1 rRNA gene is annotated in these 299 nt (G+C 55.9%); it reads right to left on the reverse strand.

Annotation, left to right across the window (positions count from 1 at the left end):
- Positions 1–299: ribosomal RNA gene (locus ACTHSL_RS13385) — 16S ribosomal RNA — on the reverse strand; the annotation flags it as partial.

The following is a 299-nucleotide window of genomic DNA, read 5'->3' on the forward strand; positions in this document are numbered from 1 at the left end:
GACTACTGGGGTATCTAATCCTGTTTGCTCCCCACGCTTTCGTGCATGAGCGTCAGTGTTGGCCCAGGAGGCTGCCTTCGCCATTGGTGTTCCTCCACATCTCTACGCATTTCACTGCTACACGTGGAATTCCACCTCCCTCTGCCACACTCCAGCCCTCCAGTTTCAAACGCAATTCCCAGGTTAAGCCCGGGGCTTTCACATCTGACTTAAAGAGCCGCCTGCGCACGCTTTACGCCCAGTAATTCCGAACAACGCTAACCCCCTCCGTATTACCGCGGCTGCTGGCACGGAGTTAG

The sequence above is a fragment of the Neisseria sp. P0008.S010 genome, from assembly GCF_051962715.1.
Taxonomy (GTDB): Bacteria; Pseudomonadota; Gammaproteobacteria; order Burkholderiales; family Neisseriaceae; genus Neisseria; species Neisseria elongata.